This window comes from Kitasatospora aureofaciens, assembly GCF_019192735.1.
Classification (GTDB): domain Bacteria; phylum Actinomycetota; class Actinomycetes; order Streptomycetales; family Streptomycetaceae; genus Kitasatospora; species Kitasatospora aureofaciens_A.
Genome location: NZ_JAHTKP010000001.1, coordinates 307,090 through 331,618 on the forward strand (window position 1 = coordinate 307,090; position 24,529 = coordinate 331,618).

General features: G+C 72.7%; 24 protein-coding genes and 2 pseudogenes. 10 read left to right on the forward strand and 16 right to left on the reverse strand.

Annotated elements, in window-relative coordinates:
- Positions 1 to 39 precede the first annotated feature (39 nt).
- Complete coding sequence (locus KV557_RS01320; protein WP_308129714.1) at positions 40 to 585, reverse strand: ATP-binding protein; 546 nt, start codon at positions 583 to 585, stop codon at positions 40 to 42.
- A gap of 173 nt (positions 586 to 758) precedes the next feature.
- Between KV557_RS01320 and KV557_RS01325 the strand changes: the two genes are divergently transcribed.
- Genes KV557_RS01325 through KV557_RS01335 form a run of 3 tightly spaced genes read left to right on the forward strand, consistent with a single transcriptional unit; the run spans position 759 to position 2,798 of the window.
- Positions 759 to 1,082, forward strand: a complete 324-nt coding sequence (locus KV557_RS01325) for a putative quinol monooxygenase (protein ID WP_218197671.1) — start codon at positions 759 to 761, stop codon at positions 1,080 to 1,082.
- The gene (locus KV557_RS01330) at positions 1,082 to 2,320 is read left to right on the forward strand and encodes a helix-turn-helix domain-containing protein (protein WP_218197672.1); all 1,239 of its coding nucleotides are present in this window, start codon (positions 1,082 to 1,084) and stop codon (positions 2,318 to 2,320) included. Before KV557_RS01325 ends, KV557_RS01330 begins: the two co-directional genes overlap by 1 nt.
- A 4-nt stretch (positions 2,321 to 2,324) precedes the next feature.
- The gene (locus KV557_RS01335) at positions 2,325 to 2,798 is read left to right on the forward strand and encodes a hypothetical protein (RefSeq protein WP_218197673.1); all 474 of its coding nucleotides are present in this window, start codon (positions 2,325 to 2,327) and stop codon (positions 2,796 to 2,798) included.
- A gap of 66 nt (positions 2,799 to 2,864) precedes the next feature.
- Here KV557_RS01335 and cyaB read toward each other — a convergent pair whose 3' ends face one another.
- From cyaB to KV557_RS01360, 5 genes and pseudogenes are all read right to left on the reverse strand, one after another.
- Positions 2,865 to 3,434, reverse strand: coding sequence for a class IV adenylate cyclase (gene cyaB / locus KV557_RS01340; RefSeq protein WP_218197674.1), 570 nt, complete (start codon positions 3,432 to 3,434; stop codon positions 2,865 to 2,867).
- 199 nt (positions 3,435 to 3,633) lie between these two features.
- Positions 3,634 to 4,398, reverse strand: a pseudogene (locus KV557_RS01345) (class I SAM-dependent methyltransferase); the annotation flags it as partial.
- Between the two features lie 51 nt (positions 4,399 to 4,449).
- Positions 4,450 to 5,226, reverse strand: a complete 777-nt coding sequence (gene uppS, locus KV557_RS01350; RefSeq protein WP_374106576.1) for a polyprenyl diphosphate synthase — start codon at positions 5,224 to 5,226, stop codon at positions 4,450 to 4,452.
- 62 nt (positions 5,227 to 5,288) lie between these two features.
- On the reverse strand, positions 5,289 to 6,077 hold the full coding sequence (locus KV557_RS01355) for a hypothetical protein (RefSeq protein WP_218197676.1): 789 nt from the start codon (positions 6,075 to 6,077) through the stop codon (positions 5,289 to 5,291).
- Positions 6,074 to 6,403 carry a PadR family transcriptional regulator gene (locus KV557_RS01360; RefSeq protein WP_256176761.1) on the reverse strand — a complete coding sequence of 110 codons (330 nt, stop codon included), beginning with the start codon at positions 6,401 to 6,403 and terminating at the stop codon, positions 6,074 to 6,076. Before KV557_RS01360 ends, KV557_RS01355 begins: the two co-directional genes overlap by 4 nt.
- Before the next feature lie 54 nt (positions 6,404 to 6,457).
- Here KV557_RS01360 and KV557_RS01365 point away from each other — a divergent pair, with 54 nt between their 5' ends.
- Positions 6,458 to 7,477, forward strand: a complete 1,020-nt coding sequence (locus KV557_RS01365) for a hypothetical protein (RefSeq protein ID WP_218197677.1) — start codon at positions 6,458 to 6,460, stop codon at positions 7,475 to 7,477.
- 98 nt (positions 7,478 to 7,575) lie between these two features.
- Here KV557_RS01365 and KV557_RS01370 read toward each other — a convergent pair whose 3' ends face one another.
- Positions 7,576 to 8,178, reverse strand: coding sequence for a superoxide dismutase (locus KV557_RS01370; protein WP_218197678.1), 603 nt, complete (start codon positions 8,176 to 8,178; stop codon positions 7,576 to 7,578).
- 181 nt (positions 8,179 to 8,359) lie between these two features.
- On the opposite strand from KV557_RS01370, the gene tsaD reads away from it, so the two are divergent.
- Positions 8,360 to 9,406, forward strand: a complete 1,047-nt coding sequence (tsaD, locus tag KV557_RS01375; protein WP_308129726.1) for a tRNA (adenosine(37)-N6)-threonylcarbamoyltransferase complex transferase subunit TsaD — start codon at positions 8,360 to 8,362, stop codon at positions 9,404 to 9,406.
- Here the strand turns inward: tsaD and KV557_RS01380 are convergent.
- The 4 genes from KV557_RS01380 to KV557_RS01395 all read right to left on the reverse strand — a co-directional run bounded on the left by KV557_RS01380 (position 9,384) and on the right by KV557_RS01395 (position 15,809).
- Positions 9,384 to 9,830 (reverse strand): DUF5990 family protein, encoded by a 447-nt coding sequence (locus tag KV557_RS01380; protein WP_218197826.1) that lies wholly within the window; start codon positions 9,828 to 9,830, stop codon positions 9,384 to 9,386. The genes tsaD and KV557_RS01380 overlap by 23 nt on opposite strands.
- 168 nt (positions 9,831 to 9,998) lie before the next feature.
- Entirely contained in the window at positions 9,999 to 11,945 is a 1,947-nt protein-coding gene (locus KV557_RS01385; RefSeq protein WP_308129716.1) for an ABC transporter ATP-binding protein, read from the reverse strand.
- 353 nt (positions 11,946 to 12,298) lie between these two features.
- Positions 12,299 to 15,484: a type 2 lanthipeptide synthetase LanM family protein gene (locus KV557_RS01390; protein WP_218197680.1), complete on the reverse strand. Its 3,186-nt coding sequence runs from the start codon at positions 15,482 to 15,484 to the stop codon at positions 12,299 to 12,301.
- 145 nt (positions 15,485 to 15,629) lie between these two features.
- The gene (locus KV557_RS01395; RefSeq protein WP_218197681.1) at positions 15,630 to 15,809 is read right to left on the reverse strand and encodes a hypothetical protein; all 180 of its coding nucleotides are present in this window, start codon (positions 15,807 to 15,809) and stop codon (positions 15,630 to 15,632) included.
- A gap of 374 nt (positions 15,810 to 16,183) precedes the next feature.
- Between KV557_RS01395 and KV557_RS01400 the strand changes: the two genes are divergently transcribed.
- Positions 16,184 to 16,699 carry a histidine kinase gene (locus tag KV557_RS01400; protein WP_218197682.1) on the forward strand — a complete coding sequence of 172 codons (516 nt, stop codon included), beginning with the start codon at positions 16,184 to 16,186 and terminating at the stop codon, positions 16,697 to 16,699.
- Positions 16,700 to 16,735: 36 nt separating this feature from the next.
- Here KV557_RS01400 and KV557_RS44340 read toward each other — a convergent pair whose 3' ends face one another.
- Entirely contained in the window at positions 16,736 to 17,563 is an 828-nt protein-coding gene (locus KV557_RS44340; RefSeq protein ID WP_308129717.1) for an ABC transporter permease, read from the reverse strand.
- Positions 17,564 to 17,745: 182 nt separating this feature from the next.
- On the opposite strand from KV557_RS44340, the gene KV557_RS44345 reads away from it, so the two are divergent.
- Positions 17,746 to 18,117, forward strand: coding sequence for a hypothetical protein (locus KV557_RS44345; RefSeq protein WP_308129727.1), 372 nt, complete (start codon positions 17,746 to 17,748; stop codon positions 18,115 to 18,117).
- Here KV557_RS44345 and KV557_RS44350 read toward each other — a convergent pair.
- Positions 18,075 to 18,518: pseudogene (locus tag KV557_RS44350) on the reverse strand (FtsX-like permease family protein); the annotation flags it as partial. The gene KV557_RS44345 and the pseudogene KV557_RS44350 overlap by 43 nt on opposite strands.
- Before the next feature lie 52 nt (positions 18,519 to 18,570).
- Here KV557_RS44350 and KV557_RS43975 point away from each other — a divergent pair.
- On the forward strand, positions 18,571 to 18,990 hold the full coding sequence (locus tag KV557_RS43975) for a hypothetical protein (RefSeq protein WP_305148963.1): 420 nt from the start codon (positions 18,571 to 18,573) through the stop codon (positions 18,988 to 18,990).
- Here the strand turns inward: KV557_RS43975 and KV557_RS42105 are convergent.
- The gene (locus KV557_RS42105; RefSeq protein ID WP_256176832.1) at positions 18,987 to 19,133 is read right to left on the reverse strand and encodes a hypothetical protein; all 147 of its coding nucleotides are present in this window, start codon (positions 19,131 to 19,133) and stop codon (positions 18,987 to 18,989) included. The genes KV557_RS43975 and KV557_RS42105 overlap by 4 nt on opposite strands.
- A gap of 73 nt (positions 19,134 to 19,206) precedes the next feature.
- Complete coding sequence (locus KV557_RS01410; protein WP_218197683.1) at positions 19,207 to 19,896, reverse strand: ABC transporter ATP-binding protein; 690 nt, start codon at positions 19,894 to 19,896, stop codon at positions 19,207 to 19,209.
- A 208-nt stretch (positions 19,897 to 20,104) separates the two neighbouring features.
- Between KV557_RS01410 and KV557_RS01415 the strand changes: the two genes are divergently transcribed.
- Both KV557_RS01415 and KV557_RS01420 read left to right on the forward strand, forming a co-directional pair.
- Positions 20,105 to 21,334: a sensor histidine kinase gene (locus KV557_RS01415; protein WP_308129718.1), complete on the forward strand. Its 1,230-nt coding sequence runs from the start codon at positions 20,105 to 20,107 to the stop codon at positions 21,332 to 21,334.
- On the forward strand, positions 21,331 to 22,023 hold the full coding sequence (locus KV557_RS01420) for a response regulator (RefSeq protein ID WP_218197684.1): 693 nt from the start codon (positions 21,331 to 21,333) through the stop codon (positions 22,021 to 22,023). The genes KV557_RS01415 and KV557_RS01420 overlap by 4 nt, the downstream gene beginning before the upstream one ends.
- A gap of 114 nt (positions 22,024 to 22,137) precedes the next feature.
- Here the strand turns inward: KV557_RS01420 and katG are convergent, their stop codons facing one another.
- Positions 22,138 to 24,366: a catalase/peroxidase HPI gene (gene katG, locus KV557_RS01425; RefSeq protein ID WP_218197685.1), complete on the reverse strand. Its 2,229-nt coding sequence runs from the start codon at positions 24,364 to 24,366 to the stop codon at positions 22,138 to 22,140.
- Between the last annotated feature and the right edge of the window lie 163 nt (positions 24,367 to 24,529).

A 24,529-nucleotide genomic window follows, 5' to 3' on the forward strand; every position in this document is an offset into this window, starting at 1 on the left:
AGAAAACCAACCACTACACAAGACGCCCGACGATCGCCACTACGCCACCTCGCACAGGGCCTGAAGGTTGAGCGCCGTGCCCCACCCATGCGTGGGGCACGGCGCATGGCTGGTTTCCAGGTACTCGAACCAGACCACCTTGCCCGCCCCCGCCGGGTGCCAGCCCCACGCGTGCGCCAGCGCCTCCACCAGCAACAGCCCACGCCCACCGGTCGATTCGGCATCGCGCTCCTGCCGAGGCAGTTCCGGACAACGGTCGGCAACCTCCACCCGCAACCGCCCAGCACGACGCCTGACGGTCACGGCACAGCACTCCTTGGTGTGCACCAGCGCATTGGCGATCACCTCGCTCGCACACAGCTCGATTTCCTGCAGCGCATCGCCAGAGAGCGGCACACCCCAGTCCCGCAAGATCGCCACCACCAACCGCCGCGCCCGCGGCACCGCATCCACCCCCGGCGGCACACCCCACTCCAGCGGAACCGGAAACCGCGCGGTGTTGAGCGGGCTGACGATCACGTTCCACCCCATTGCTCCTCCATCACCAGGGATGAACGAATCGCCGATGCTGGCGCTCTGATCCACCCGTGAAGCAGTGACTGCCAGCACACGGCAGCGAAAGGGAATCCATCCTCAGCTCTCCGCCACGTTGGCAACACCGACAGTAGTCACAGAAGAACTGCGAGTCAAGAGAATCTGCTACTCGCAGACTTTCATCGAGTTGTGCGAGACTCAACCAATCCTGGAAGGGGAGAAGCATGGGATTCGGTCTTGTAGTGCGCTTCGTCGCCCGCGACGCAGCCGCGGCTCACGCCTTCGACGAGTTGGCGCAGGAAGCCCTCGAAGGAATCCGCGCCGAGGAGCCAGGCACTCTCGTCTATGTCAACCACGCTGTGCCGGACAAGCCGAACGTTCGGGTCTTCTACGAGCTGTACGCGGACCGCGCGGCGTTCGAGGAGCATGAGCGCCAGCCCCACGTCCGCCGGTTCCTGGCCGAACGCGGGCAGTACCTCGAATCGTTCGAGGTCACGTTCCTGGACGAGATCTCGGGCAAGGGCTCATCCACCGAGCAGGCCACCTGATGAGCCCTGAGGAGCGGCGCGCGTTCGGCGCCCGGGTCGCCCAGCTCCGCAAGAGTCGTGGCATGAGGCAGGATCAGCTCGCCGCAGCCATCAATCGGACCGCCAGTTGGGTATCGCAGGTCGAGCGGGGCGTCCAGCCAGTCGTCCGCCTCGACGTACTCCAGTTGCTGGCGAACGGTCTTGGCGTCTCCGTTCAGACGCTGAGGCCCGATGCGCCACCGTCCGCCACGCCCCCGCTTTCAGCCTCAGATCAACCCAACGACCTTGACCTGGCACGGCTATCACTCTCGGGACATCCCGCACTCGCTGCGCTGCTCGACGAACACCCTGCGACAGAGACTCCCGACGTGGCCGAGCTGGCCGCTGCCGTCGAAGAGCTCTGGCACCTGACACACAGCGCGCGATTCGCCGAGCTGAGTACGGCCATCGCCGACGTCCTGCCGCGATTGGAAAGGGCGTCACGGGCCGCCACCCCGGAAGAGCGCCCCGAGATCCATCTGCTCCTCAGCCAGGCCTACCAGGCGGTCGCGGCCGCGTTCGTCCGCCAGGACGAGGCCGACGCGGCATGGGTGGCCGCTGATCGAGCCATCCGGGCCGCCGAGCAGTCCGGGCAGCCTCTGCACGTATTCGCTGGCATCTACCGTCTGGCCCATGCGTTCGTTCGGCTTCAGCGGCTGGACCAGGCAGAACATGCAGCCGGGAATGCGGTGACGGTCTTGCGGTCGTACACCTCGACCACCAGCCCACCGCCAGAAGCGCTTTCCGTGCTCGGCGCGCTCCACCTGGTTCTCGCGTTGGCCGCCGCCCGCGCGGGCCAACGCGAGCAGGCGAGGAAGGAACTCGCCAACGCCCGGGAGGTCGCGGCACGACTCGGCGAGGACCGCAATGACTTCAATCTGGAGTTCGGCCCTACGAACGTCGAGATTCAAGCCGTCTCGACGGCGGTCGACCTCGGTGATGCGGGCGAGGCCCTGGACCTGGGCGGGCGGATCAACGCCGGACAGCTCTCGCCCGAGCGCAGGTCCAGGCTTCTGATCGACCTCGGGAGAGCGCACGCCCAGAGGCGCCACCTCGGGGAGGCCATCGATTGCCTCCTTCGAGCCGAGCAGCTGGCGCCGGAGAGCGTCCGAACCCACATGGCGGCTCGGGCGACGATCCGCGAACTCATCCTCATCGCAGGCCGGAGCGCACCATCGGAGCTGGTGAAGCTCGCCAAACGCGCGAACGCTATGGGGTGATGGAATGCGGATCGGAATCACGGGCCACCGAGGGCTGACGGCCGAGGTGGAGGGGGAGGTTCGGCGGCTGTTCGAAGATGCTCTCGCGGGCGAGGATGCGGGTGGGCTCACCGTCGTGTCCTGCATCGCGGACGGGCCGGATTCGTGGCTGGCGGAGATCGCGCTTGAGCGGGGTGGGCGGCTGGAGGCCGTCATCCCGGCGGATCGGTACCGGGATGGGCTGCCGGAGTGGCATCACCCCGTCTACGACCGGCTGTTGGGAAGCGCCACGGCCGTTCACCGAACAGGGCGGGTGGAGTCCGACGAGGCTGCTCATATGGCGGGGAGCGAGGTTCTTGTCAGGCAGGTCGACAAGCTCCTTGCCGTCTGGGACGGCCTGCCGGCTCGGGGCTACGGCGGGACGGCGGACGTGGTCTCGTATGCACGACGACTCGGTGTGCCGGTTGAGGTGCTGTGGCCGCAGGGGACGCACCGATGAACAGGGGACGGCCCCGAACCGCCCCCGCCTTCCCCCCCGGAAGGCGGGGGCGGGTTCGCCTCGCGGTCAGGCCGGCCGCGCCGCGGCGACCGCGTCGGTGTACAAGTCGGTGGTCAAGTCCATCTCACTGATGCCGAGTTCGGCCAGAACTGCACGGACCACGACGAGCGCCGGCGCGAGATCGGCCGGTGTGGCAGCCGCCGTCTCCACCTCGATGAACGTGGCGTCGTCCAACTCGGGAACGCGCACGAGGGTGGCGAGCACCTGATGGCCATCGCGTTCGAAGGCGTAGTTGCGGCACCGCTTCTCGAACGCGATGCGCGCTGTGAAGCCCAAGCCCCGGATGATCTCGTGCGCGGCATCGGCGTCCTCGACGCGGGTCTCGGCCTCCGGCTTCGACCCGGACGCCTCGTCCACCCGGGCTCCCTTGTACGTGAGCACCGTGCGCGTGTCGTCCGGGCCGTGCACAATGCGGATCCGCAGCTCACGGTCGCCGCCCATGAGGCTGCCGTCCGGCGCGTCGTAGTAAGTGTCCTGGTAGACCTCGGCGCGGCCGACACCATACCGGTCCTCCAACTGCTTGAGCACGCCTTCCGGGTCGCGCACGACCGCCTTGAGCTCCGCTTCGATCGCCATCCCTGTTCCCTCCGCCAGATCACGCGCTCAGCGCTGTCCACCGTGACATCGAACTGCCGACGCCAGCCCCGATACAGGGGGCCGTGCGGGGTGGGCGGCACCTTCTGCGCCCGTCGCCGCTCTGTGCAGGTCCAGCTGCGTTGTGGCTGGTCGGATGGGGTTTACGAGTGGAGTGGGTCCGCCTTTCCCCGTCCCCGTCATCGCCGGCGACGAGCAGTCGGTAGCCGTAGTCGACGCTGTCGCGGGCGAGCAGGTCCGCATGGCGGCGCCCCCAGGATCCGGAGTCGAGGTCCGCGCGTAGTCTGACGATCGCCGGTTCGACGATGTCGGCCGGCAGTTGGGCGAAGGTGGAACTGGCCTGCCGTACGACGGGGTCCAGGAAGTGTTCGGGGCGGCGCCAGTAGGCGATCTGGAAGCCGTCGGTGAAATCATGGGGAATCGGGAACGGGAGCACGGTGTGCGCACCGAGCGCGTCGGCCACCTTCGACAGCGGCGTGAACCGGGCATTTTCCATGTCGCGGATCTGCGGCAGGTAGTCGCTGATCATCCACAGCTCCGGGCGGTGGTCCGGATCCCAGGTGAAGACCACCTGGCGCCGGGAAACGCGGCGCAGTTCCCGCAACCCTCGCGCCGGGTCGGACCAGTGGTGCACGGTCATCACGGCCATGGCCGCATCGAACGCCAGATCGGGGAAGGGGAGTTCCTCGGCGAAGGCCCGTACCTTCGTCGGGCCGGGGTGCTGGTCGAGCATGACCTGGGACGGGTCGACCGCGGTGACCTCGGCGTCCGGCGGTTCGTAGGAGCCGGCTCCCGCGCCCACGTTGACCACGGTGCGGGCGCCGGCCAGCGCCTGATGGATCAGCGCGGCCAGCCGGGGGTCGGGGCGGCGGGTCTGCCGGTAGCCGATCCCGATCGAGTCGTAGACGGGTGGGGTTCCGTCGGTGTTGACGGGAAGATCGGTCATCGTTCCTCCGGGTGTGGATCTGACGAGTGGTCGGTGGACGCTCTGGCCGTCTCAGCCGCCGTAGCGCCGCTGCCTGGCGGCGAAGCTGCGTACGGCGCGGAGGAAGTCGACCTCGCGGAACGCGGGCCAGTAGGCCTCGCAGAAGTACAGCTCCGAGTAGGCGCTCTGCCAGAGCAGGAAGTTCGACAGCCGTTGCTCGCCGCTGGTGCGGATGACCAGGTCGGGATCGGGCCGGCCGGCGGTGTAGAGATGCGGGGCGATGTCGTCGACGGTCAGGGTGTCGGCGACGTCGGTCAGTGACTCGCCGGCTTCGGCTCGCGCGTACATCAGCTCGCGTACGGCCTCGATGACCTCCTGACGGCCGCCGTAGCCGACGGCCAGGGTGACGTGGGCGCCGGTGGTGCAGGTGCGGGTGGTCTCGACGGCCTCCTTGAGGGCACGGGCGGTGCTGTCGGGCAGTGCGTCGGTCATTCCGGCGAGGTGGACCTGCCAGCGGGCGTCCGGGCGGGTGAGGCGGTCGGCGACCACCTGCTCGATCAGCCGCATCAGGTAGGCGACTTCGGTGTCGTCGCGACGCTGGAGGTTCTCGGTCGAACAGAGGAAGACGGTGACGTGTCTGATCCTCAGGGCTTCGCACCAGGAGAGCACCTCCTCGACGTGTTCGGCGCCCACCTTGTGCCCGAGGCTGGGGTTGGCCATGCCCATCTGCCGGGCCCAACGGCGGTTGCCGTCCATGATCAGTCCGACATGCCGGGGCAGTGGGCCCGCCATGACCTCGCGTCGCAGGCGGCGGGTGTAGAGCGTGCGGAGCGGATCAGGCACGAGCACCGTCCAAGTAGTCGGGGGATCGCCAGTGCAGGCGGGTCCGAGTTCGCGTGAGGTACCGCAGCTCAGTCGGCCGGCGGCTGGTCGCGCATGTCGCGCAGGGTGCCCGCGCACACCGCCGTGAGCAGCAGCAGGCCCGCGCCGATGCCGGCGCCGAGCAGGTGGAACCCGTCACCGGTGACCGAGACGCCGAGGATGGTCGCGCCGCCGGTGGCGCTGGCGCCGGCGAGGGTCCAGACGCCGGCCCGGAGGCGGCCGGTGCCCGGCGGCACGACGGCATCCGCGCCGACGCCGGTGAAGATGCGGGGGATCTGGATCGTGCCGAGGCCGAGGGCGATCCACCAGGCGGCGACCACGGCGGTGCACAGGGTGGGCGGCGAGGCGTCCGCGTCGACGCCACTGTGCACCAGGACGACCACGGCGGCGCCAAGGACCGTCGGTACGGCGAGGCGGCGGACCGCCCAGCCCAGAAGCGTGATCGCGGCGCCCAGCGTGGGCCGGGGCCGGGGGGCGACCAGGGCGATGCCGATTAGCAGCAGGGTGGTGCAGCCGTGCATGACCCCGTCCCGGATGCCGTCGGCGGGCAGCGGGTCGGCTTGTTCGGCGGCCAGGTGGCCGAGGAACCAGGCGGCGAGGGCGACCGTGATGCCCATGGTGGCCACCCGCCGCTGGCGCTGCGCCGGGGAGTCGGCGGGCCAGACCACCGGGTGCAGCCACATGTCCACGATGCCCGCGATCAGGTTGGGCCAGGACTTCCAGCCCGCACCCCGGGCCTCATCCTCCACCAGCGAACCCCAGCGCTCGCGGAAGGCGTCCGGGTAGAGCCTGACCAGGCTTCGGGCGACGACGCTCACGCGAGGTTCACCCCCAGACGCCGCAGTCCCGCGTTCGCGACGTGGGCCATGGCCCGCAGCTCACGTTCCAGCACCTCGCGGCCACGGGGCGTCAGCCGTACCGGGCGCTGACGGCCCTGCCCGTCGAGCGGCTCGATCAACCGCTTCGACTCCAGCCTGGCCAACGCCCCGTACAGGCTGCCGGGCCCCAGCCGCTCTCCGGTCAGCTCCTCGATCGCCGTGTTGATGGCGTATCCGTGCAGCGGCCCGTCGGCCAGCGCGCAAAGCACCAGCGTCTGGGCATCGTTGGCTTGCATGATGCCCCTCTCGTTCTGACGGAGCACCATACTACGCACCATGAACTACGCGCCACGTACTACGTGATGTGTACTATCGCCGCCATGCGCGACGACATGACGAACGATCATCTGGAAGTCGGGCACCCCGCCCGGCCGGTCGCGGCCGCGGCGCTGTGGACGTCCGCCGCGGGCGCCGCCGCCTTCACCGTGTTCGCCTACCTGACGACACAGGTGCACGCGGTACGGGCGGGCAGCCCCTGGCAGGACGATCCGTTCGACACTGTGGTGACCTTCACGCTCTTCTTCGTCCCGCTGCTCGTCGCGCTCGGCGCGGTGCGGGCGCTGCTGTGCCGCCGAGACCGGCCGCTGCCGCGCTACCGGGTCGAGCAGGTGCTGCGGACCGCCCTGGTCTGCACACTGCTCGTCGCCGCCACGCTCGCCGCCGACTGGGCGGCAGTGGCCGCGCGGGCGGACCGTGAGCTCTGGAACAACGGCACCCCCTGGCTGGTCGCGTCCCTGCTGCCGCTCACCGGGGTGACGGCCGCAGGCCTGCTGCTGCACCGCCGGACGGTCCGCCTGCTACCGGGAACGGCGCGCGGGCGCGGGGACTGGCTGGACGACGTCGTGCCCTTGGTGAACATGCTCACCGGCCGTCACTCGCGCGTGGGGCGCAAACTCGCCGTTCTGATCGGCCACAGCAACGTTCTCGGCTTCGTCCGCAGCCGTTTCACCGCGCTCGCCGCGGCGGCAGCCCTCGCCGCCGGCCTGCTGGTCGCCACAGGGCTGGCATCCGGCGAGGGCTGGCCCGGGATGCTGCTCTTCTCCGTGGAGACCACCGTGTTCGCGTGCGGCACCTTCGCCTTCGTGGTGATCTGCAATGGCGCCCTGCGGTTCGCCGCACCCCCGCCCACGTCGAGGGTGCGACGGGCCGCCCGGATCGCGACCACCACGGGGGCGTTGGCGTTGCCGATCTCGTTGGCATTGCGGGACACCATCTGGCAGCTACTCGGGCTCGGCAACCAGACCGACTCCCTCGGGCAATGGGCGGTCGTCACGCTCGCCGGTGCGCTGCTGACGGGCGCGCTCACCTTCAGCGTGGTGGCGCTTGGAACCAAGGAGTGACCAGTGTGAGTCGGTTCTCTGAACGTGGCCCCTGCGATGAGCAGCAGTCGGCCCCGGACCGCCCGACCGGGCCGGGGCCGTTCACCTGGTCCGGGGGGTCAGGCGGTCTTGGCGGCCACGAAGCGGGACTGGACGTCCTGCCAGTTGACGACGTCCCAGAGCTTCTCGACGTAGTCGGGGCGGACGCTGCGGTACTGCAGGTAGTAGGCGTGCTCCCAGGCGTCGAAGGCGAGCAGCGGGGTGGTGCCCTGGCCGACGTTGCCGTGGTGGTCGTAGACCTGCTCGACGATCAGGCGCTTGCCGAGCGGCTCCCAGGACAGGATGCCCCAGCCGGAGCCCTGGACGCCGGCGGTGGCGGTGGTGAGCTGCTTCTTGAACGCCTCGAAGCTGCCGAAGTGCTCGGTGATGACGTCGGCCAGCTCGCCCTCGGGGCGGTCGCCGCCCTCCGGGGAGAGGTTCTGCCAGAACAGCGAGTGCAGCACGTGGCCGGACAGGTGGAAGGCGAAGGTCTTCTGCAGGCCGACCAGGCCGCCGAACTGCTCCTTGTCGCGCGCCTCGGCCAGCTGCTCCAGAGTGTCGTTCGCACCCTTGACGTAGGCGGCGTGGTGCTTGGAGTGGTGCAGCTCCAGGATCTCGGCCGACATCGCCCGCTCCAGCGCGGAGTAGTCGTACGGCAGGTCGGGAAGCGTGTAGGTGCCCATCAGGACACGGCCCCTTTCGGCGGGTTGGACGTTGGCGATCGTGCCGGGACAACACTATTGCGTATGAGTTGCAAGAACGATGCATGGGCTCCTGCTTATTCCTCACATCCCGTCGGGCACAATGGTCGCCAGTTCGCGTAATGGGTGATGAGGGTGAGTGGCTGTGACAGGATCGCCGGTGGTGGTACTCGGGATCGAGTCCTCGTGCGACGAGACCGGCGCGGGCCTGGTCCGCGACGGGCAACTGCTCGGGCAGGCGGTGGCGTCGAGCATGGACGAGCACGCCCGCTACGGCGGGGTGGTGCCCGAGATCGCCGCCCGCGCGCACGTTCACGCGATGGCGCCGGTGGTCCGCGAGGCCCTCGACCGAGCCGGGCTCGCCCTCGCCGACGTCGGCGCCGTCGCCGTGACCACCGGCCCTGGGCTCGCCGGCGCCCTCCAGGTCGGCGTGGCCGCTGCCAAGAGCTACGCGTTCTCGCTCGGCGTCCCGCTCTACGGCGTGCACCACCTCGCCGGGCACGTCGCCGCCGCGACGCTCGACGGCGGGCCGCTGCCGAACCCGTGCGTGGTGCTCATCGTCTCCGGCGGCCACACCTCGCTGCTGCTCGTCCGCGACCTCGCCCGCGACCCGATCGCCCACCTCGGCGACACCCTGGACGACGCGGCCGGCGAGTGCTTCGACAAGGTCGCCCGCGTCCTGGGCCTCCCCTACCCCGGCGGGCCCGCCATCGACCGCGCGGCCCGGGACGGCGACCCGGCCGCCGTCCGGCTCCCGCGCCCGCTCACCGGGCCCCATGACGATCCGTACGCGTTCTCGTTCTCCGGGCTCAAGACCGCCGCCGCCCGCTGGGTCGAGGCGCAGCGCGCACCGTACGTCCCGGACGCGGCCGCCGCTCTCCAGGAGGCGATCGCGGACGTGCTGACCCGCAAGGCGGTGCGGGCCTGCACCGACCACGGGATCGGCACGCTGGTGGTGGTCGGCGGGGTCGCGGCCAACTCCCGGGTGCGGGCGCTGGCCGAGCAGCGCTGCGCGGCGGCCGGGATCGCGCTGCGGGTGCCGCCGCTGCGGCTCTGCACGGACAACGGGGCGATGGTCGCGGCGATCGGCGATCTGCTGGTCAGGGCGGGTGCCGAGCCCGCACCGGCCGAGCTGTCGGTGGACCCGTCGGCTCCGCTGGAGTACGCGGCGCTGACGCCGCGCCCGGTCAGCCCTCAGCCGTCCCGGTGACCAGCGGCGGCCGGACGGCGGCGCACAGCGGGTGGCCCTTGGCGTCCGTCAGGCCCAGCCGGGCCACCAGCAGGCCGGTGCCCATGGCCGCCTCGGCGGTCTCCCGGTCGATCTCCTCCAGGAGCAGCTTCGCGCGGCGGAACAGCGTGAAGTCCGCGCCGCTGACCCAGTTGAGGTAGACGAACCGCCCGCCCGGGCCGCCCTGCACGTACCGGCCGGTGATGTCCACGCCGGTCGGGGTCGGCTTCGCGGTGCACTCCAGCGTCCACTTCGCGTGCGGCGCGTCACCGGGCTGCGGGTCCAGCAACTCGTCCCGTTTGGCGCGGCGTTGGACGGCGACGTGGATGTCCCGGTACCCCGGGAAGCCCGGCCCGGCGCCACACTCGCGACCGGGCAGGTCGACGGCCTCGATCCTGAGCTGCATGCCGGTCATCCCGTCTGCTCCTCTCGCCACTGCCGCACGGCACGGACGATATCCTGGCCGATCCGGTCCAGGAACTCGGCCGCGTCGCCCATCCGGGCGAGACCGGTTCGCCCACCACCACCTGGGACTACCTGGGGGCGGCGAACCAGCAGTGGGGCCTGGTCTACCTCAGGTGGGGCCGGCGACCGACTCGCCGTCCCCGCGTCCTCGTTGAGCGGGGACGGCCCGGTCGCGCTGGAGGTCGAGCAGTTCGCGGAACAGCCCGTCGCGCTGCCCGGCCAGCTCCGACCAGGTGCCGGACTGGACGATCCGGCCCTTGTCCATCACGATCACCCGGTCCGCCACCGCCGTGTTGGCGATGTTGTGGGTGACGAGGAGGGTGATCCGCCCCGGGGCCAGCGCGCGCAGGGCGTGCAGGATCCGGTGCTCGGCGCGCGGGTCCAGGTCGGAGGTCGGCTCGTCCAGGATCAGCAGGCCCGGGTGCCGCATCGTCCGGTACAGCGCCCGCGCCACCGCCGCCCGCTGCCAGCCGCCGCCCGACAACTCCGCGCCGCCCCACCAGCCTTGGGCGAGCAGCGTCCGCCAGCCCGAGCGCAGCCGGCCCACGACCTCGTCGAACCCGGTCCGGGCCGCCGCCCGCTGCACGTCCGCCATCACGTCGTCCGAGACATGCCCCAGATGGATGTTCTCCGCCGCCCCCAGCGGCCACCGCGCGAACTCCTGCGGCACCCGGGCCACCCGCGTCCACATGCCCTCGGCGTCCAGTTCCTGCACCGGCACGCCGTCCCACGTGATCCGGCCGGACTGCGGCAGGTAGAGACCCGACAGCAGCTTCAGCAGCGTCGACTTGCCGCTGCCGTTCTGCCCGATGACGGCCACCACCTCGCCCGCGCGCAGCGTCATGCTCACGCCCCGGAGCGCCGGCTCCTGCTGCTCGCCCGGGTAGGCGTGGCTCAGGTTGCCGACCTCGACCAGCCCCGGTGCGCCCGGGATCACGTGACCGCGCCGGATCCGGTGGCCGCCGGCCTCGTCGAGGAAGGTGAAGTAGTCGTCCAGGTAGAGCCCCATGCGGTACAGCCGGGCGCCGTTGCCGACCACGCCCTGCAGGCCGGACGAGGCCGTCCGCAGGGCGAAGGTCGCCGTGCCGGCGGCGGCCAGGTCGATCCGGCCGGAGGCCACCAGGAACAGCAGCGTGCCCCAGATCAGCGCGCTGCCCGCCCCGGTGCCGAGGGCGGCGATGAGCGACACCCTCGCGGCCTCCCGGGTGGCCCGGTCCGTCGCCGCGACGATCTTGGCCTCGGCGCGCCGGTACTTGGCCATCAGGAACGGCGTCACCTGGTCCGAACGCACCTGGTCGGCGCGGGACTTGTCGATCAGGTGCCAGCGGTACACGCGCAGCGCGCCGCGGTCCTCGTTCGTGGTGAGCGCCGCCAGGTAGTGGATCCGGGCGGTGCGGACGGCGGCCACCCCGGTCGGCACCGAGCCGAGCAGGAGCAGCGGCACCAGCCACGGGTGCAGGGTCGCCAGCACCCCGGCGGCGGCCGCGAGCGAGACCGTGGCGGCGATCACGTCCTGGGCGTTGGAGAGCAGGTCGGGCGTGGTCGAGGCGCCCCGGTCGGCGGCCTCCCACCGCTCGTTGTAGGCGGGTTCGTCGTACGCCTTCAGCTCGGCGGCGCACCCGGCCGCGATCAGCGCCAGCTCGGCCTCGCGCGTGATCCGCGGCGCCACCCGGCCGGACAGGCCGACCACCGCGATCCCGAGGACGGCGCGCAGGCCGGCCGCGACCGTCAGGAGGAGGAGGGACGGCGCGGCGGCTTTCAGGTGCGGGCCGATCGGGCCGGCCACCAGCAGCGCGCCGAGCGTCCCGGTGGTGGCGTAGAGCGCGAGCGCCCCGAAGACGCCGGCGAGCAGCTGGCAGAGCAGGAGGAACAGGGTGGCGGTGCGGTCGGCCGCCCACGCGAGTTCCAGCGCACGGCGTACGAGGCGCGGCAGGCGGCGCAGCACGGCCGTCGTGGACATCGACGCGCCGGCCTCGGCGCGGTGGTCGCCGGGGAAGCGGAGGCGCAGCTCCTCGTCGTGGTCCTCCTGGTGAGTATCGGGTTTCTCGGGTTTCACGGCCTGATCGGACACAGTGCTCCCTCGGTCGGTTCCTCGGCGCACGCCTCGCAGCAGTGCCGGAGAGCACTGCTGAAAGGGGCGACGCTGGTGCGGACCCTGATCCTGGCAGCGCTTCGCGGGGCCGCTCGGCGTGTCCCGGCCGGTCTCACTCGATCCGGTCGAATCCGTGTCGGGGACGGCGAGTTGGTGGCAGTCGATCACCGGAACCGTCCGCGATGTTCGATTCGCAGGCGGCTCCGGCACACTGGGCGGCAGGCCGACGACCGACCACCGAAGCCCGAGCTGCCCGACCTGGCCGCCGCTCGCGAGCGCGGGCCGGGGGAGGCTCGGGCGGCCGGGGTGGGGGTGGGTCAGGCGGCTGTTGGAGGGTGCAGGGCCAGCAGGGACGGAACGGTGTCAGGAGCCGCCAGGCGGAGGAGGCCGTGGCCGATGCCGGCCAGGCCGGTCATGAGGGACGGGCTGTGGACGCCGTGCGGGAGGCCGCAGATCCAGCCGTTGGTGTCGAGGGCGTCCAGGGTGGCCCGGGCCTGGGCGTGCCAGGGGCGGCCGGCCAGGTGGAGCGGTTCGAGGTTGCCGAGGTCGCCGTGGCAGAGGGAGAAGTTGAGGCCGAAGCCCTCGCGGTGCACGGTGTCGAGGGCGGTATCGCGCTCCTTGCGGAGCAACTCATCGCCCTCCGGCAGGAGTTCGGCGAGTTCGAGGCGGGCGAGGGCGATGCCGGAGGCGCCGTGGCACCAGAGGGTGGGGAAGGACGGGGCGTCGGGGCCGCCGTCCTCGCGGACGTCGCGCCAGTTGGCGGCGGCCGGGTCGAAGAGGGTGCGCTCGTATTCCAAGGCGGCGAGAGCGAGTTGGGCCAATTGATCGTCGCCGAGGCGGTGGCCGGCGCGAGCAAGGGCCCAGGCGATGCCGGAGCCGCCGTGGGCGAAGCCGGCGAGGGGGCGGGTGGCGGTGTCGGCCAGGGAGGCGGGGAGCCAGCCGGTACCGCCTTCGGGGTGCGGGGCGGCGGTCTCGGTGAGGCGCCGGGCGCAGGCGGCGAGGGCGGCGGAGACGGCGGGGCCGGGGCGGACGGTGTCCCAGGCCAGGAGGCCGCCGATGGTGCCGGCGTTGCCCGCGAGGAGGTCGTGGAGGGTGTCCTCCGCCGCGGTGGCGGCGACGCGGTCGATCACCTGCGCCGCCAGGGCATCGAGTTCGGCGTCGGGGTGGTGGGAAGCGAGGTGGGCGAGGGCGTAGAGCACGCCGCCGGTGCCGGCGAGGCCGCCGCCGAGGCGGTCGGTGCGTCGGCGGATCTGCTGACGAAGCGTCACTTCTGCTGCCTGGGCGGCCGAGCGGTGTGAACGGTCGCCGGTGACGGTCGCGAGCTGGTGGAGGAAGAGGGTGATGCCCGCCGTGCCGCTGTAGAGGTCGGGTCCGAGCTCGGCGGGCGCCCAGCGGCCGGGTGGCGCCCAGTTGGGGCCCACCCAGGCGAGGTCGGCGCTCCCCCGGTAGGCCTCGCGGACCAGTTGCTCGCCGGCTTCGACGGCCTTGGCGAGGGCGCGGGTGGCCAACTCCTCTGCCGGTTCGGCCGGTTCGTTGTGCACCACGGACGTGACGGCCCTGCGCGGCTCGCGCGCGCCGTCGGCCGTGGTGACGGAGAGCCGCAGGAGCTGGAGTTGGCGGGCGAGGTCCTCCTCGCCGAGGTCGTCGGCCTTGGCGAGGGCGAGTTCGAGCGCGGGCCGGTCGGCGACGCCGGGGATGAGGGCGCCGGTGGAGGAGCGGGCGTCGACGCCGTCGGGGCGGATGGTGAAGACGGGCACGTCGCCGCGCCACAGGTCGGCACGTTCGTGGTCGACGAAGGCGAGGGCGTGTTCCTCCCACGCGGCGAGGGCCCAGAGCCGGTCGAGGTGGCGGTCCTGGTCGAGGGCGTCGCGCAGCAGGTCGGGGTGGCAGGCGGTGTTGAGGAGGCTGCGGTACTCGAAGGTGTCGCGGCGCAGCATCCGGGTTTCGTCGCCCGCGAACGCGCCGAGGAGTTCCCGGAGTTGGTCCTTGTCGGCGGCAAGCAGCCGGTAGGCCTCGGTGAAGCCGTCCTCCAACTCCCCCAGGTGGTCTGCGAGTCGCAGCGGCTGCCCGGCGGGGACCGGCCGGCTTCCGGGCGCCTCGACGGGCACCCGCCGGTACTCCAGCCGCAGTTCGTCCGTTCCCTGGTTGACGAGGACGGGGGCGGCCCGGGGCGGGAGGCTGGCCGGGTCCCAGCCGAGGGCGGAGAGGTCGGTACCGCCGTTGCCCTCGTCCCACATCCGCTCGGGGAGCAGGCCGGAGCGCAGGACGGAGTGGCGGGCCCGGTGGCGGGCGAGGCGTTCGGACTCGGAGAGGTCCTTGGCGGGTTCGTGCAGGTCGGGGTGGAGCAGGGCCTCCAGGTCGATGAGCACGGGCTGGTCGCGGACGGCGAGCAGGTTCTGCGCGTGGCAGTCGACCGCGTCGAGGACGTACATCAGCGCGGCAAGGGTGCCGGCGCGGTGGTAGAAGGCACTCAACTCGGCGTCGTCGCGGGCGGGTTCGGCGGTGACGTGGGCGACCCAGCCGTAACCGTCGCCGGCCAGGTGGGCGAGGTCGTGCAGGGGCAGCCGGAGCTTGGGGTTGAGCCACCGCAGGACCTGCTGGAAGTGGGTCTCGGCGCCGAGCGGGCGGGGCTTGTAGACGATCCGGGTGCCGTGCTCGAAGCGCAGGGAGCTGACGGTGGCGCCGCCGCGGTGCGGATCGCCGAGGCCGGTGGCGAGTTCGGTGAGACGGCCGAGCGGACGGCCGTCGGCGAAGGCGGCGGAGAGGGCGGGGAGGTCGGTGGCGAGGCGGCGGATCAGGGTGAGGCCGGTGGTGGTCCACCGCTCGGCCGCGGTGGTGAGGCGGTGGGCCAGGACCGGGTACTCGGTGAGGAGTCGGAGTGCCCGTTCGGGCCGGGTGAGCCGGTCGAGGAAGTCGCGGTAGCGCTGCTCGGGGGTGTCACCGGTCAACTCGCCGGTGAGGCGGGCGACATGGAGTTCCGTGATGACGGTACGGACGGCCATGCCGTGGACGGCGGCGGTGAGCGCGGGCAGGGCGAGGGCAGTCAGCTCCTCGGGGGTGCCGAGGGCGGGCGCGTCCAGGGCGGCGATGCCGGCGCACAGGCGGTCGCGGGCGTCGGCGAGCAGCGGCGCGACGAGCCGGGCGAAGGCGTGGTCCTCGGGGAGGTCCAGCGGCGCCTGTCGGTGAGAAGACGCGGTGGCGAACACGGCGGCGAGGCGTTCGGCCCACGGGGCCGGTCCGAGGCGGTCCGCGAGCGCGTCCGGGTGCTCGGCGAGGAGGGCGCGCAGCGCGTCCGGGTCGAGGCCGTCGGCGGCGAGGCGGCGCTCGAACCAGCCGTCCCGGTCGAACGGCGTCTGGGCCCGCCAGCGGTCGAGCTTCCGTCCGGCGCGTTCGGCCCGCTCGGCGGACTCCGGCCCGGGGTGGGTGCCGTCGGGGACCCTGCCGCGGGCGTTCAGCGGGACGGCTCGGGCGGCGGCCCGCGGGAGTTCGGACGCGTCAACCACGGGGCGGTGCTGCCTCTCTGAGGGGCCGGGTGAAGAAGGCGGGCGGCGGTCCGGCGCGGACCCAGGCGGTGCGGCCGGGGGTCCACGCCGGACGGTGGGCTCAGAAGCCGTGGACTCGGAAGCCGTGGGCTCAAAAGCCGTGGACTCAGAAGCTGCAGACGTGGCCGCAGCTCGACCAGCCGCCACAGGTGCTGGCCTGCACCGCGGCGGTCACGTACACCTCGTCCGCGAGCTCGCCGGCCGGGTGGACCTGGTGGCCCTGGCCGAGGGTGAGCCGGAAGTCCTCGTCCTTGAGCGCGCGAACCTGCTCAGCGGTGGGCTGCATGATGCCTCCTACAAGCGTTCGGATCTGGCACGGACGTGCCGGTCCGGATCCTGGCAGCGCCTCACCCGTCACACCAGGGGCATGTGCCCCACCGAACCGAATTCCGGCCAGGATCGAAATAGCGTCGCCCGCCCGTTCCGCCCCCGTTCCCACAGGCCACGCCCCGCCCTGGCCCGGACCACCGCGCCACCCGGCCCCGGGGACCGCCCTGCACCTGTCCAAAATCCGGACGGTGACGACCGGCTGAACCGGACCCCACGTTTGAACGCGCCACCCCTGGGGAGCCCCGCCGGATCGTCGCGCCTGTGGCAGGGCCGGGCACCGAAGGTCACGATGGAGCCTGGTACCACCGGCCGCGGCCCGATCGGAGCACGATGAGCGAGCAGCACAACGTCGTCCTGCTGACCTTCCCGGACGCCGCCGGGTGGCGGCCCGCCTTCGACGAGGCGCAGCACCTGCCGGGCCTGCGGCAGGCGGCGGCGCTGGAGCGCAGCGCGGACGGACTGCTGGAGGTGCGGGACACCTTCACGCGGGGCGCCGGGGTGGCGACCGTGGGGTCCGGGGTGCTGGGCGGGCTGGTGGGGCTGCTCGGCGGGCCGGTGGGCGTGGTGCTGGGGTTCGCGGCGGGCGCGGCGCTCGGCAGCGCGGCCGAGGAGAGCCGGGCGACGGAGGGCGGCGCCGGGCTGATCGTGCTGTCGCCGCGGGTGCCGGACGGTGGCGCGATGCTCGTGCTGGAGGTCCGGGAGGCGGCGCCCGGTCCGGCGGACGAGCTGGCCGCCAGACACGGGGCCGCGGTCGAGCGGATCGATGCCCATGCGTTCGCCGAGCAGGTCAAGGCGGCCGAACACAAGGCCGAGCACGAAGACGAGGAGCGGCCCGGTCAGGGCTGACCGGGCCGCTCCTCGCACGCTCACTCGGCGCGCAGCTCACTCGGCGCGCAGCGCGGTGACCGTCCGTGCCCGGGCCGCCCGCACAGCGGGCAGCAGCGCCCCGAGGACCGCGATCAGCACCCCGCCGAGCGCGAGCAGCACCAGCGTCGGCGTCCCGAACACGTCCGTGGCCGCCGCCGGGAAGTCGAGCCCGGCGCTGTGCCCCATGGCCGGCAGCGTGAGCCCGTGCAGGGCCAGCCCGGCGGGCAGGCCGATCGCGCCGCCGACCACGCCGACCAGGAGGACGGACGCGAGCACCATGCCGACGGTCTGCCGCGGCGTCATGCCGAGCGCCTTGGCGACGCCCATGTCCCGCACCCGCTCCCGGATCTCCAGGACGACGGTGTTGAACACGCCGAGCCCGGCGACGAGGACCAGCAGCAGGGTCAGGGTGGCGGTGAGCGAGTTCAGCGCAGCGATGACGTCACTGGAGCCGTGCTGCTGACCGGCCTGCGCCGTCAGCCCGAGCGGGGCGAGCGCGCCGCCGAGGGCGGTGGCGTAGGCGGCGGGGTCGGTGCCGGGCTTCACGTAGATCGCCCAGGTGTCCGGCCGCGGAGCGGTCCCGGCGGGGAAGCTGCCGGCGTCGGTGAGCAGCTCGTTGGTCTGCATGTGCGGGTCGAAGACCTCGCCGACGATGCGGACGGTGACGGCCCGGCCGTGGTACTGGAAGGTCACGCTGTCGCCGACCTCGGCCGCCGCCTCGGTCAGGAAGGTGCTGGGCGCGACGGCCTCGCCGGGGCCCTGGAACCAGTGCCCGGTGACCATCCGGTAGCCGGCCCGGGAGGAGTCGCCGGTGAACGCGAACACCGTGGTGGTGCCGGCCACGCCGGGGACCTTCGCGTCCCCCGTGCCGGTGCCGTAGTACCCGGCCGTACCCGGCTGCCCGTTGAGGGCCGCCGTGACGGCGGCGGGGTCGGCCGCGATCGGCTTCGCCGGAACGTCCCCGGCCCCGGCCCCGGCCCCGAGCCCGGTCGGGCGGGCGGGCGGGGACGACGGCGACGTCCGCCGTGTCGTGGTTCTTCGCCGCCTGCACCCAGGCCATCGACCCGCCCATGCCCACCGCGAAGACGGCCGCGGTGGTGCCGAACACGACGGCCGCGAGCATCCCGGCGGCCCGCGCCGGACGGGCGAAGGGCTGTGCGAGGCCGAGGCCGATCGGCCGGGGCAGCGGCAGCCGGGCCGCGAGCGCGGAGGCGCGCGCGGCAGTCGCGTCCCGCCGGGTGGTCCCGGCCGTACGCCCGACGGCGAGCGCGTCCACCGTCCGCAGCCGCCCGGCGCGGGCCGCCGCCGCCCAGGCGACCAGCGCGACGGCGGCCAGGGTGCCGCCCGCCACGGCCGCGTCCAGCCAGGGGCTGATGCCCGAGGTCACGGTCCCGTAGATCTGAGCGGCGGTGCTGAGTACGGGGACGGTCAGCAGGTTGCCCGCGACCACGCCGAGCAGGATCCCGACGGCGGCCGGGATCAGCGCCTGCCCGACGTACGCGCGGACCACCTGCGCCGGGGTGCAGCCGAGCGCCTTGAGGACGCCGATCCGCCGGGTCGCGGTGCCGACCGCGCCGGCCACCACATTGCCGGCCACCAGCACCGACATCACCATGCCGAGCAGCCCGAAGGAGACCAGGAACGGCAGGAACAGCGCGGTGTTGCGGTTGGTGCCCTGCTTGGTGGTGAGCCAGGACTGGGCGCCGGTGAGGGCTCCGGCGGGCACGGCGGCGTCGACGGCGGCCCGGTCGGCGGCCATCGCGCCGGTGGTGCCGGCGTCGGCGAAGCGGTAGAGCATCTCGTACCCGGGGGTGGTGCCGGGCGCGGTGAGCGCGGCGATGCCGTCGGGCGTGACCCAGGCGTCGGCGGTGCGGCTGACGGACCGGGCGAAGCCGACGACAATGAGCGTCGGCGCCCCGGGCAGTCCGGGCACGCGCAGCGTCTGGCCGACCTCCCTGAGCGGGCTGCCGTACCCGGCGGCGAGCACCACCTCGCCCGGCCGGCTCGGCCAACTCCCCTTCAGCAGCGTGACGTTGTCGATGCCGCCGGCGGCGTCGGCGCGGCCCGCGATGGTCATCGGCTCCATGGTGTCCCCGGGCGGGACGGCCGTGCCGGGGCCCGGCTCGGGGTCGACCGTCACGGTGGCGAACGGCCCGGCGGAGGCCGTCACCCCGGGGGCGTGCGCAGAGTCGGCGAGTTGGGCGGCGGTGGCCCGGGTGCCGTCGAACCGCGCGGTGAGGTGGGCGCCGGTCTGGGCGGCGAAGGCCTAGTCGAAGGGCTCCTGCGAGGCGACCAGCAGCGAGCCGCCGAGGACGGACGAGGCGGTGGCCACCAACGCGGCCATCCCGATCGCGATCGACTGCGTCCGGCGGCGCCGCACACCCGCGCGCACCACCCTGCCGAGGGCGCTCATGCGCCCACCTCGCTACGCTCGGCGAGCGCTTCGCGCAACGCGCACCTCTCGATGATGAGTTCGCTTCGCTCACTCATGCCAGCACCGCCGTGTCCGACGCGACCCGGCCGTCCCGCATCCGGACCGTGCGCGTCGCACAGTCCTCGGCAAGCTTCAGGTCGTGGGTGACGATCAGGATCGTCTGGCCGTCCTCGTGCAGCTCCCGGAAGAGCTCCTTGACGTCCTCCCCGGAGGCCGAGTCCAGCGCACCGGTCGGCTCGTCGGCCAGCAGCAGCGTCGGCCGGTTCATCAACGCCCGGGCCACCGCGACACGTTGGCGCTCACCGCCGGACAGCCGCGCCGGGTGTGCCTTGGCGTGCCGGTCGATGCCGAGCGCCTCCAGCAGCTCCGCGGCCCGCCGCCGGGCCTCGCCGCGCGACACGCCGGCCAGTTCGCCGGCGAGCGCGACGTTGTCGGCCACGGTGAGGTCGTCCAGCAGGTTGAAGAACTGGAACACCATGCCGATCGTGCCCCGCCGGTAGCGGGCGGAGGCGGCCTCGTTCAGCAGGTCCACCCGGACCCCACCCACGGTGACCGTTCCCGCGGTCGGCCGGTCCAGCCCGGCCACCAGGTAGAGCAGGGTGGACTTCCCGCTGCCGGACGGGCCGAGCACGGCCACCGATTCCCCCGCCCGCACGCTCAGCGTGACGTCGTCCAGCGCTGCCCGCGCGCCCTCGTAGTGGCGGCTCACGCCGCTCAGTTCGATCACCGGTGTGGTGGTCATGCTCGTCCCGTCCCCTTGTGTTCCGTGGCTGACGGGGAAAACCGTACGAACGGGCCCGGCAGGCCCGCGTCCGCCGCCCGCGGCATGTTCGGTACCGCGTCGGAGGTACCGCGCGCGACGTCATCCTTCCGATGTAGTCGCCCGAGGTACGGCCGGACCGCCGGACGCCGGGCTGTCCAGCGCGGCTCCCGGCCGCCACAATGTCCCGGTGATCAAAGTCCTGACCCCGGACCGACTGCGCGCGGCGGTCCGCCCGAGTGCCGAACCGCCGCCCCGGCCGACCCGGCGCGGGTGGGTGTTCGACGCCGCGCTGGCGCTGCTCCTCGCCTTCACCGGCGCCCGCTACGTCACCACCGCCAACGGGTTCGGCGAGCCCGACTGGTCGGGGCTGATGCTGCTGGTCCCACTCGTGCCGCTGCCGCTGGCCCTGCGCCGCCGCTTCCCGCTGGCGGTGCTCTGGACCGTCCTACCGGCCGCACTGCTGGTCCGGCACCAGTCCCAGGACATCGCGTACACCGCGGGCGTCGTCGTCATCATCGCCGCCTACAGCGCCGCCGCGTACGGGCGCCGCCCACGGCTCATGCTGCTCGGACTGCCCGCGGCCACCGCCGCGCTGGTGGTGCTCTTCAACGACGCCCAACTGCCCAGCTTCCCCAATGCGGTGATCGCGGCGCTGGTCCTGATACCGGTGTTCGCGGTCGCCTACGAGCTGCGGATGTGGCGCCGCCGGGTGGCCGAGGGCCACGAGCGGCTGTCCGCCCTGGAGCGCGAGCAGCTGGCCGCGCTGCAGCGGGCGGTGGAGCACGAACGGGCCCGCATCGCCCGGGAGTTGCACGACGTGGTGACGCACAACGTGAGCATGATGACGATCCAGGCCGGGGCCGCCCGCAAGATCCTCGACACCGCGCCGGACAAGGCCCGCGAGGCGATGGCCGCCGTGGAGACTGGTGGCCGCGCCGCGATGACCGAACTCCGGCACGTGATGGGCCTGTTGACCATCGACTCGGAGACCGGCGACGACCCGGCCGCCACCGCCGACCTCAGCCCGCAACCCGGCCTCGGCCGGCTGGACGCGCTGGTCGAGGGCGTCCGGCACGCCGGGCTGACGGTCGGGCTGACCGTCACCGGCGAACGCCGCGCCGTCCCGCCCGGGATCGAACTCGCCGCCTACCGCGTGGTCCAGGAGGCGCTCACCAACACCGTCAAGCACGCGGGCGGCTCCGCCGCCGAGGTGGCCGTCGAGTACGCCCCCGACCACCTGCGCGTCGAGATCACCGACACCGGCGGCCGCCCCACCGGCGCCGCCGCCACCGGCAACGGCCGCGGCCTGATCGGCCTGCGCGAGCGCCTCGCCGTCTACGGCGGCACCTTGCACACCGGCCCCCGACCGCGCGGCGGCTACCGCGTCAAGGCCCTGATCCCCTTGGAGACTTCATGACCGCGACGACCGGACAGCCATTGCGCGTGGTGGTCGCCGACGACCAGGCGCTGGTGCGCACGGGGTTCCGGCTGATCCTGGAGTCGGAGGGGATCGAGGTGGTCGCCGAGGCCGAGGACGGCGAGCAGGCGATCGCCGCGGTCCGGCGGACCCGGCCGGACGTCGTGCTGATGGACATCCGGATGCCCGGGCTGGACGGGCTGGAGGCCACCCGGCGGATCCTCTCCGACACCGTGGACGACCCGCCCCGGGTGATCATGCTGACCACCTTCGACCTCGACCAGTACGTCTACGCCGCGATGGCCGCCGGAGCCAGCGGCTTCCTGCTCAAGGACGTCACCCCGGAGCACCTGGCCGCCGCCGTCCGGCTGGTCCGCAGCGGCGACGCCCTGCTCGCCCCCGCCATCACCCGGCGGCTGGTCGAGCGCTTCGCCCGTCCGGACGCCTCCGCCGCCGCCCTGCACCGCGAGCTGGGCGCGCTCACGCCGCGCGAGCTGGAGGTCATGGGCCTGCTCGCGCGCGGCCTCAGCAACGCCGAACTCGCCGCCCGGCTCCAGCTGTCCGAGGCGACAGTGAAGACGCATGTGGCCCGGATCCTCGGCAAGTTGGGGCTGCGGGACCGGGCGCAGGTGGTGGTGGCCGCGTACGAGACCGGGCTGGTCAGCGTCGGCTCGGGGCCGGCGGCCTGACCCCGGGCGCATGCATGGGCCCGGGGACGCAACACCCCCGGGCCCATGCGTCACGGTCAGGACGTCACGGCCGGGACGTCACGGTCAGGACGTCACCGGTCAGGACGTCACCGGTCAGGCGAGGTCGAACCGGTCCAGGTTCATCACCTTGACCCACGCCGCGACGAAGTCCTTGACGAACTTCTCCTTGGCGTCGTCGCTCGCGTAGACCTCCGCGACCGCGCGCAGCTCGGAGTTCGAGCCGAACACGAGGTCGGCGCGGGTGCCGGTCCACTTGAGCTCGCCGGTGGCGGCGTCGCGGCCCTCGAAGGCGGTCGCGTCCGAGGACGTCGCCTTCCAGGTGGTGCCGAGGTCGAGCAGGTTGACGAAGAAGTCGTTCGTCAGCACGCCGGGGGTCTCGGTGAGGACGCCGTACGCGGACTCCTGGTGGTTCGCGCCGAGGACGCGCAGGCCGCCGACGAGGGCGGTCAGCTCCGGGGCGCTCAGGGTCAGCAGGTTCGCCTTGTCGAGCAGCAGGTACTCGGCCGGCAGCCGGTTGCCCTTGCCGACGTAGTTGCGGAAGCCGTCGGCGGCGGGCTCCAGCGCGGCGAAGGACTCGACGTCGGTCTGCTCCTGCGAGGCGTCCACCCGGCCGGGCGCGAACGGCACCGCGACGGCGAAGCCCGCGTCCTTGGCGGCCTTCTCGACGGCCGCGGAGCCGGCCAGCACGACCAGGTCGGCCAGCGAGACCTGCTTGGCGCCGGCCTGGGCGTTGAAGTCCCGCTGGATCCCTTCCAGGGTGCGCAGCACGATGGCGAGCCGGTCCGGGTCGTTGACCTCCCAGCCGACCTGCGGCTGGAGGCGGATCCGCCCGCCGTTGGCGCCGCCGCGCTTGTCGCTGCCGCGGAACGAGGAGGCCGCGGCCCACGCGGCGGAGACCAGCTGGGCGACCGACAGGCCGGACGCGAGGACGCGCTCCTTGAGGGTGGCGACGTCGGCCGCGTCGATCTGCGTGTAGGTGACGGCCGGCAGCGGGTCCTGCCAGATCAGCTGCTCGGCCGGGACCTCGGGGCCGAGGTAGCGGACGACCGGGCCCATGTCGCGGTGGGTGAGCTTGAACCAGGCCCGGGCGAACGCGTCGGCGAACTCCTCGGGGTGCTCCATGAAGCGCCGCGAGATCGGCTCGTAGACCGGGTCCAGGCGCAGCGACAGGTCGGTGGTCAGCATCGTCGGGGCGTGCCGCTTCGACGGGTCGTGCGCGTCGGGGACGGTGTCCGCCCCGGCGCCGTCCTTCGGCTTGTACTGGTACGCGCCGGCGGGGCTCTTGGTGAGCTCCCACTCGTAGCCGAACAGCGTCTCGAAGAAGGAGTTGTTCCAGGTCGTCGGGGTGGCCGTCCAGGCGCCCTCCAGGCCGCTGGTGATCGCGTCGCCGCCCTTGCCGGTGCGGAAGGTGCTCTTCCAGCCGAGGCCCTGCTGCTCCATCGGGGCGGCCTCGGGGTCGGGGCCGACGTTCTCCGCCGGGCCCGCGCCGTGGGTCTTGCCGAAGGTGTGGCCGCCGGCGATGAGGGCGACGGTCTCCTCGTCGTTCATCGCCATCCGGTAGAAGGTCTCGCGGATGTCGCGGGCCGCGGCGATCGGGTCCGGATTGCCGTTGGGGCCCTCCGGGTTGACGTAGATCAGGCCCATCTGGACCGCGGCGAGCGGGTTCTCCAGCTCGCGGTCGCCGGTGTAGCGCTCGTCGCCGAGCCAGGTGGTCTCCGGGCCCCAGTAGACGTCCTCGTCCGGCTCCCACTCGTCCACCCGGCCGCCGCCGAAGCCGAAGGTCCGGAAGCCCATGCTCTCCAGGGCGACGTTGCCGGCCAGGATCATCAGGTCGGCCCAGGACAGGCTCCGGCCGTACTTCTTCTTGACCGGCCAGAGCAGGCGGCGGGCCTTGTCGAGGCTGGCGTTGTCGGGCCAGCTGTTGAGCGGGGCGAACCGCTGCTGGCCGCCGCCGGCGCCGCCGCGGCCGTCGCGGATCCGGTAGGTGCCCGCGCTGTGCCACGCCATGCGGATGATGAACGGGCCGTAGTGGCCGTAGTCGGCCGGCCACCAGTCGTGCGAGGTGGTCAGCGCCTGCCCGATGTCACGCTTGACGGTCGGGAGGTCGAGGGCGGTGAACGCCGCGGCGTAGTCGAAGTCCGCACCGAGCGGGTTGGCCACCGCGGGGTTCTTGGCGAGGATCTTCAGGTTCAGCTGGTCGGGCCACCACTGGCGGTTTCCGCCGCCCTGGGTGGGGTGCGGTGCGCGCCCGTGGGCGACCGGGCAGCCACCCGTGCCCTCCGCCTCCGCCGCTACGCCGGTTGCATCGTGGTTCTCAGACATGGGAATCCTTCCCTACAAGGCGGATCACGGTGTCGTCTGTTACCTGGTGCTGCTACCTAGTGCTGCTGACTGCTCTGCTGCTACCCAGGCTATCGCCGGAGCCGATCCTACGATGGACGGAATCCAAGTCAAGAAAGACACCAACCCCATATCCGATCGGAAA

Coding starts and splice junctions, on each gene's coding strand:
- KV557_RS42105 (WP_256176832.1), bottom strand. CDS start 19,133: ATGAGCGCCCTCGGCAGGGTGGTGCGCGCGGGTGTGCGGCGCCGCCGG.
- KV557_RS01325 (WP_218197671.1), top strand. CDS start 759: ATGGGATTCGGTCTTGTAGTGCGCTTCGTCGCCCGCGACGCAGCCGCG.
- KV557_RS01365 (WP_218197677.1), top strand. CDS start 6,458: ATGCGCGACGACATGACGAACGATCATCTGGAAGTCGGGCACCCCGCC.
- KV557_RS01410 (WP_218197683.1), bottom strand. CDS start 19,896: ATGACCACCACACCGGTGATCGAACTGAGCGGCGTGAGCCGCCACTAC.
- KV557_RS01370 (WP_218197678.1), bottom strand. CDS start 8,178: ATGGGCACCTACACGCTTCCCGACCTGCCGTACGACTACTCCGCGCTG.
- KV557_RS01335 (WP_218197673.1), top strand. CDS start 2,325: ATGCGGATCGGAATCACGGGCCACCGAGGGCTGACGGCCGAGGTGGAG.
- KV557_RS01400 (WP_218197682.1), top strand. CDS start 16,184: ATGAGCGAGCAGCACAACGTCGTCCTGCTGACCTTCCCGGACGCCGCC.
- KV557_RS01395 (WP_218197681.1), bottom strand. CDS start 15,809: ATGCAGCCCACCGCTGAGCAGGTTCGCGCGCTCAAGGACGAGGACTTC.
- KV557_RS01360 (WP_256176761.1), bottom strand. CDS start 6,403: ATGGTGCTCCGTCAGAACGAGAGGGGCATCATGCAAGCCAACGATGCC.
- KV557_RS01420 (WP_218197684.1), top strand. CDS start 21,331: ATGACCGCGACGACCGGACAGCCATTGCGCGTGGTGGTCGCCGACGAC.
- KV557_RS01330 (WP_218197672.1), top strand. CDS start 1,082: ATGAGCCCTGAGGAGCGGCGCGCGTTCGGCGCCCGGGTCGCCCAGCTC.
- katG (WP_218197685.1), bottom strand. CDS start 24,366: ATGTCTGAGAACCACGATGCAACCGGCGTAGCGGCGGAGGCGGAGGGC.
- KV557_RS01380 (WP_218197826.1), bottom strand. CDS start 9,830: ATGCAGCTCAGGATCGAGGCCGTCGACCTGCCCGGTCGCGAGTGTGGC.
- cyaB (WP_218197674.1), bottom strand. CDS start 3,434: ATGGCGATCGAAGCGGAGCTCAAGGCGGTCGTGCGCGACCCGGAAGGC.